Origin of the sequence: Aquiflexum sp., assembly GCF_041749095.1 — a bacterium.
In the GTDB taxonomy this organism is placed as follows: Bacteria; Bacteroidota; Bacteroidia; order Cytophagales; family Cyclobacteriaceae; genus Aquiflexum.
On record NZ_JBGTCA010000107.1, the window covers coordinates 1 to 6,225 of the forward strand.

General features: G+C 42.9%; 7 protein-coding genes and 1 pseudogene. 7 read left to right on the plus strand and 1 reads right to left on the minus strand.

Annotated features, from left to right (window positions below; translation table 11 throughout):
- Positions 1-86: 86 nt before the first annotated feature.
- Entirely contained in the window at positions 87-557 is a 471-nt protein-coding gene (locus ACEW8O_RS05875; protein ID WP_373493692.1) for a very short patch repair endonuclease, read from the minus strand.
- Between ACEW8O_RS05875 and ACEW8O_RS05880 the strand changes: the two genes are divergently transcribed.
- The 7 genes and pseudogenes from ACEW8O_RS05880 to ACEW8O_RS05910 all read left to right on the plus strand — a co-directional run.
- Positions 556-717: a hypothetical protein gene (locus ACEW8O_RS05880; RefSeq protein ID WP_373493693.1), complete on the plus strand. Its 162-nt coding sequence runs from the start codon at positions 556-558 to the stop codon at positions 715-717. The two genes, ACEW8O_RS05875 and ACEW8O_RS05880, sit on opposite strands and share 2 nt — an antisense overlap.
- A gap of 346 nt (positions 718-1,063) precedes the next feature.
- Positions 1,064-2,050, plus strand: a complete 987-nt coding sequence (locus ACEW8O_RS05885) for a formylglycine-generating enzyme family protein (protein WP_373493694.1) — start codon at positions 1,064-1,066, stop codon at positions 2,048-2,050.
- A gap of 322 nt (positions 2,051-2,372) precedes the next feature.
- Positions 2,373-3,692, plus strand: coding sequence for a Gfo/Idh/MocA family protein (locus ACEW8O_RS05890; protein WP_373493695.1), 1,320 nt, complete (start codon positions 2,373-2,375; stop codon positions 3,690-3,692).
- Positions 3,693-3,825: 133 nt separating this feature from the next.
- Complete coding sequence (locus ACEW8O_RS05895) at positions 3,826-4,743, plus strand: TIM barrel protein (protein WP_373493696.1); 918 nt, start codon at positions 3,826-3,828, stop codon at positions 4,741-4,743.
- 283 nt (positions 4,744-5,026) lie between these two features.
- A complete protein-coding gene (locus ACEW8O_RS05900; protein WP_373493697.1) occupies positions 5,027-5,371 on the plus strand; it encodes a hypothetical protein in 345 nt (114 codons plus the stop codon).
- A gap of 169 nt (positions 5,372-5,540) precedes the next feature.
- Positions 5,541-5,690 (plus strand): hypothetical protein, encoded by a 150-nt coding sequence (locus tag ACEW8O_RS05905; RefSeq protein ID WP_373493698.1) that lies wholly within the window; start codon positions 5,541-5,543, stop codon positions 5,688-5,690.
- Between the two features lie 37 nt (positions 5,691-5,727).
- Positions 5,728-5,781: pseudogene (locus ACEW8O_RS05910) on the plus strand (hypothetical protein); the annotation flags it as partial.
- Positions 5,782-6,225: the final 444 nt, after the last annotated feature.

The following is a 6,225-nucleotide window of genomic DNA, read 5'->3' on the forward strand; positions in this document are numbered from 1 at the left end:
TCATCTAGAACAACACTGAACAAATACTTTAGTGAATTAGTAGAAGCTGGAATGTTGGTTCAAATCAAGGATGGTAGGGAGGTATATTATATCAATAGGGACTTGATTAAAATCCTGGAAGCATAAGGACAATCCCAAAACCTAAGCACCGTCCAGCCTTTGGATTGGTAGTAGTGGTTGACCTCCCTGTCTCTTTGCATATTCCTCTCAATCTTCGGAATCCAGAAATCCCGGTTGGATTTAATGGCTGATTTTCGGTTTTCCCAATCGTGCCCATGCCAAAAAGAGCCATCCACAAAAATCATCAACTTGTATTTGATCAGACTGATGTCGGGCTTTCCGGGGAGTTTTCTTTTGTTGCTTTTATACCTGATGCCTGCATGCCAAATGGCTTTTTTGAATAGCTTTTCAGGCTTGGTGTTTTTGCCCTTTATTTTGGACATATTGAAAGACCGCTGTGGAGTGGTGTAAAAACCGCCTTCCTCCGAAAACCTGGGTACATTGATTTTTGGTTCCGGATAAGGTTTGATGATAGCAGGTTTTGACTTTTTAGGCATGGCTGATAACAAGCTGAATATAGGGAAAAATGGTGACGGATGTTGGATGACCCCTTCCTTTCAGCAGGCAGGGATGACGGATGTTTGGATTTCTGGAAATAAATGGGGGATTGGGGTTAAATTAATAAGGCCCAAGCCCGCCTGCATTGGGCAGGTCTAAGACACGAAGCAGTGGTGCGCTGCTTTTTCCAACTCTCCCCTCCCTGTACAATCATCCCGGAGTCTGAAGCTGATAGCTTTTGTGTCAGAAAAAAAATCAGAAAGCTCCAATATCCTACATCCATCCTTCTTTCATCCTTCCCAAATCTACAATCTACCCTCACCCTTCTTCCGTTCCCAAATCTTAAATCTAAAATCTAAAATCTACAGGTACTTCGTACTTCGTACATCCTTCACCATTCATCCTTCCCCACCCTTCCCCTTAAATCCACTCATTTATAACAAAACTTTTTATATTTCAGGTATTTGGAGTATTTTTCTTTTTCTCTTTCAAACAAACCTATTAAATGACCTCGCATCATCTAAAATACCGGATTTCTATTTCGCTTATCTGTGTATTTATCCTTTTATCTTGGAATTTTCTTTTTCAGGAAGAGTTTGTCCCATACACTCAAAAAATCCCCGATTCCCCTCAAAGTTTTGGCATGGTGCCCATTCCGGGAGGGAAATTTATGATGGGCAACCCATCCGGTGAAGAAAATGAAAAACCTGTTCATCAGGTAGAAATCTCCCCCTTTTGGATGGGAACACATGAAATCACCTGGGATATCTTCGAGATGTTTTTGGACAAAAACTACGAAGAAGCCATTTCTGAAAAACCACTCCCCGATCAAGTGGATGGTCTAAGCAGGCCAAGTATTCCTTATCTGGATATGACCTTCGGTATGGGCAAAGAAAACAAACCTGCCATTGGCATGACCCAATATGGGGCCATACAATTCTGTAAGTGGCTATACCTGAAAACAGGCATATTCTACAGGCTTCCCACAGAGGCTGAATGGGAGTATGCAGCAAAAGCCGGTTCGGACAGCAAGTATTTCTTTGGAGATGATGAAAACCTGTTGGCGGATTATGCATGGTATGATAAAAACAGTGATGGGGAAACCCACGCCATCGGCCTCAAAAAACCAAATCCTTGGGGACTTTACGATATTCTCGGCAATGTGATGGAATGGACTTCCGACCAATACGACGCCAATACCTACCACAACAGGACAGATGCTATTCAAAAAAATCCTAAAATACCCATCCAAAAGCTTTATCCCGGTGCCATCAGGGGAGGAAATTATAAAAGTCCCGCTTCTGATCTTAGAAGTTCCAAAAGGTTCTATTCCAAAGCCGATTGGAAGCGGATAGATCCGCAGATCCCCAAAAGCCAATGGTGGTTTCCGGAAGCTCCCTTCCTGGGATTGCGGATAGTAAGACCCCTCCATCCCCCAAGCGAGTCCGAAATCAAGGCCTATTATGACAGGGCGCCGATAGCGGATTATTGATAATTGTCCGATGACGGATGTCGGATGTTGGCATGAATCTATATTTATCCCTTCTATTTGGTTATATATCTGTTTTAACTGGAAAGAATCCGGATATTCAAAAGATAAAATTGGCTTTAAAGAATTAACATGAAATGCATAACAAAAATATAAAAAGGCAAGAATTAAATTCATTCAGAATTACGATCAACAATGAATTTCCGCATCATCGGCCTGTCCGCCGAGGCGGGACATCTGACATCGGTCATCCGACATCTTCCATCTTTAGGGGTCTTGTGTCTTGTGTCTCAAATCTCACATCTTAAAAAAAAACAATAAATCCATGAATAACCAAAATCAAAAACCAAGGAGGGATTTTCTCAAAACCTCCGCATTACTCGCAGGAGGGATGATGATACAGCCCTTCTCCATTCCCGGTGCTTATGCTGCCGGCACAGATGAAATCAAATTGGCCGTCATCGGCTGTGGTGGTAGAGGAACCGGGGCCGTTTTTCAGGCATTTGAAACCGGGTACAATATCAAGCTTGTCGCCATGGCGGATGCCTTCAGGGACAGAATAGACAAAAGCTATGCCCCCATCAGGGACAAATATGGCATTGACAAAGTGGATGTCCCCGAAGAAAGGAAGTTTGTAGGTTTCGAAGGCTACAAGGAAGCTATTAAGTTGGCGGACGTAGTGATTTTGGCCTCTCCTCCGGGATTCAGGCCTGCCCATTTTGAGGAAGCCGTCAAGCAGGGGAAGCAGGTCTTTATGGAAAAACCCGTTGCCATAGATGCCATTGGTATCAGAAGGGTACTTGCTGCTGCGGAAGAAGCCAAAAAGAAAAAGCTCAATGTGGTAGTTGGTCTCCAAAGACACTATCAGGACAATTACAAGGAAACCATCAAACGTATCCATGACGGCGCCATAGGGGATATTGTAGGAGGACAGGTCTATTGGAATGATGGAGGCGTTTGGGTCAACCCCCGTCAGCCCGGCCAAACCGAAATGGAATATCAAATGCGCAACTGGTATTATTTCAACTGGCTATGCGGTGACCATATCAACGAACAACATGTCCACAACATAGACGTGGCCAACTGGGTCAAAAACTCCTACCCTGTCCAAGCTTATGGTACTGGGGGAAGGCAAGTCCGCACCGGCAAAGAGCATGGTGAAATATTCGACCACCATTCGATCACCTTTACTTATGCGGACGGCACCGTAATTTTCAGTGAGTGCCGCCACTTTCCAGGAGCTGCCAATAGGGTGGATGAATCCTTTCAAGGGACAAAAGGAAAAGTCTTCCTTTCTGCCGGAAACCATGGCAACCTGACGGATTATAAAGGCAATGCGCTTTATACCCATGACAGAGAAAACAACCCCAATCCTTATCAGGTAGAACACAATGAACTCTTTGCCGCAATCGTAGCCGGTGAGTATAAATTTTCCGATGCAGAAAATGCTGCAAAAAGTACCATGACAGCCATCTTGGGCAGATACGCCACCTACTCAGGCAAGGTAGTAACCTGGGACGAAGCCTTGAATTCCAATGTAAACCTAATGCCTGAAAAACTGGCCTGGGATGCCATGCCCAAAGTCCTTCCAAATGCAGACGGCTATTATCCATTTGCTATACCCGGAAAATCTAAAGTTATATGAGCATGAAATCGAGCCTGCCTGAGGCAGACAGGCATGACGCAAGCGACCCACGGAGGCATTATTATCATGGCGAGATTCTCCCGAATCGAGTTCGGGACAGGCTATGTGACATCTAAAAGAAAATTTTAAACACATGAAAAGAAGAAATTTTATCAAAAACTTAAGCCTTGGAGGTGCTGCGGCATCTTTGGTAGGTGGTAGTAGCTTGGCTGCTTATGGCAATGAAGTCAAAGCAGAAAAACCATTTAACCTGGATTATGCGCCACATTTCGGCATGTTCAAAAACCATGCTGGAGACGGATTGGTCGATCAGTTGAAATTTATGGCTGATCAGGGTTTCCGATCTTTGGAAGACAATGGCCTTTTGGGCAGACCCATAGAGGACCAAAACCTTATAGGTACAACCTTGGAACAGCTTGGCATGCGGATGGGGGTATTTGTAGTCGATGGTGGTGACAACTGGAAAGTGTCCCTGACCACAGGCAAGCAGGAGTTTATCGATAATTTTGTGGCTACCTGCAAAAAATCCGTAGAAGCCGCCAAAAGGGTCAATGCCAAATGGGCAACAGTAGTGCCGGGTTATTTCGAAAGGAAATTACCTATCGGAATTCAGACCGGCCATGTGATTGAGGCCCTCAAACGAGGGGCAGAAGTATTTGAACCCCATGGACTTGCGATGGTGCTGGAACCCTTGAGTGACAATCCTGACCTATTTCTGAGATTTTCTGATCAAAGCTATGCCATGTGCAAAGCAGTGGACAGCCCTGCCTGCAAAATCCTCTATGATATCTATCACATGCAGCGCAACGAAGGCAACCTGATCGCCATGATGGATCTCGCATGGGATGAGATTGCCTATATCCAAATCGGTGACAATCCCGGCAGAAAAGAACCCGGCACAGGAGAGATCAATTACCTAAATGTATTCAAACACATAGATGCCAAAGGATTTAAAGGCATCTGCGGCATGGAACACGGCAACGCCCTGCCCGGCAAAGATGGGGAAACGGCTTTGATTGCGGCATATAGGAAGGCGGATGGGTTTAGGTAGGATTTAAGATTTTAGATTGGTGATTTTAGATTTGAGAAAGGGGACTACGGCGTCATTGCGAGGAGCACTTCACTTTCACTTTATAATTAGGATTACCCTTCGTGCGACGTGGCAATCTCTTGGGGAGAGGTGACAGTGAAATGGGAAACAGATGTTGGGGTTTGTGGAAGACAGGTGTATCGTGAGAAGGGGTTTGGTTTCAAAAAATCTCAAGAGATGAGAAAAGCCTCTCCTTGTCACTTGGTCAATCTACCTTTACCACAAATCATAACAATTGAAGATTATGGGAAAATTAGCACTGAAAACAAACTCCAAAGTCAAATCCTTTCTCGACGGAATCCCTGAACCCCGAGAACCTGAATTGATCAGAAACACAATTGGCTTTGAAGGTTATCCTGATGGTTTGACACAGTCAAAGAACCCTTATTATTTCCCAGATGGAATGGGGAATAATGGCTCAGATTTCACAGTTGGATCAGTTTTACTGCGTTCGGGAATGGGAAACTTCTTTATTGGACAAATTGGGGGATTGGCTGTTTTTGACAGGGCTTTAAATGATGAGGAGATATATAATTTGTACATTGAATATGAAGGCACAATAAATGAAGGAATGCCCCCATATCTATGAAATGAAAACCTAAAAAAGATCTTTTGAATTTAAGACAACAATTTTCCAAAAAAGGTAACAACTTGGGAATTGCAGTTCCCGAAACAGTTATTGAACAATTAAGCGCAGGAAAGAGACCTCCTGTAGTAATCACCATTAAAAATAAACTTAAAAAAACACTTTAGGCGTAATGGAAGAAAAATTTCTCATACCCTTGAGTAGTGGACACCGAAAAAATGTTCAGGTAAGTGGTGGTGAAACAGTTGATGAAAGTGTCACTATTTTACACAAGAACAGTGGAAATCCCCAAAGCTTTGAAGGACAAATTATAAACCAATAAATCTACTCAGGATTTTTACGAAACACTTTCACCAAGCAACAAAAAGAAAATTGTTGTTCTGATCGAATCAGCAAAAACAGAAGAAACATAAACAAACGAATTGAAAAAGTACTCTCGGACTTTAGCCATAAAATGAAGCATTAAAACCTATTCAAAGTTTCTACTGCCTTAAATTTACTGGCAGGTTTCACACCTAAATAAATAACCACACTTGGATACCCTCGGGACTGACTGTTGATATTTATTTGGAATAAACCCCACTTTTAAAGGCTGTTATCATTCTTTGATACCAGCTATTTCGCCTATTGGAAAAACCAACTTATTGATTTATATTAAACATTCAATTCATAAACATTGTATTGGCATTAAGGAGGATGACGAAATAGGTTTAATTCTTTTGTAATCGGTAAATAACAATACACCAATTTCGGTAAATAAGAATACACCAAATTTGGCAACAATAATGCACCACTAAAAATCCCCTTGGGGCATGCCCCAAGGGGATTTTAGAGTATTTTGCTGGTCTACCAAAACT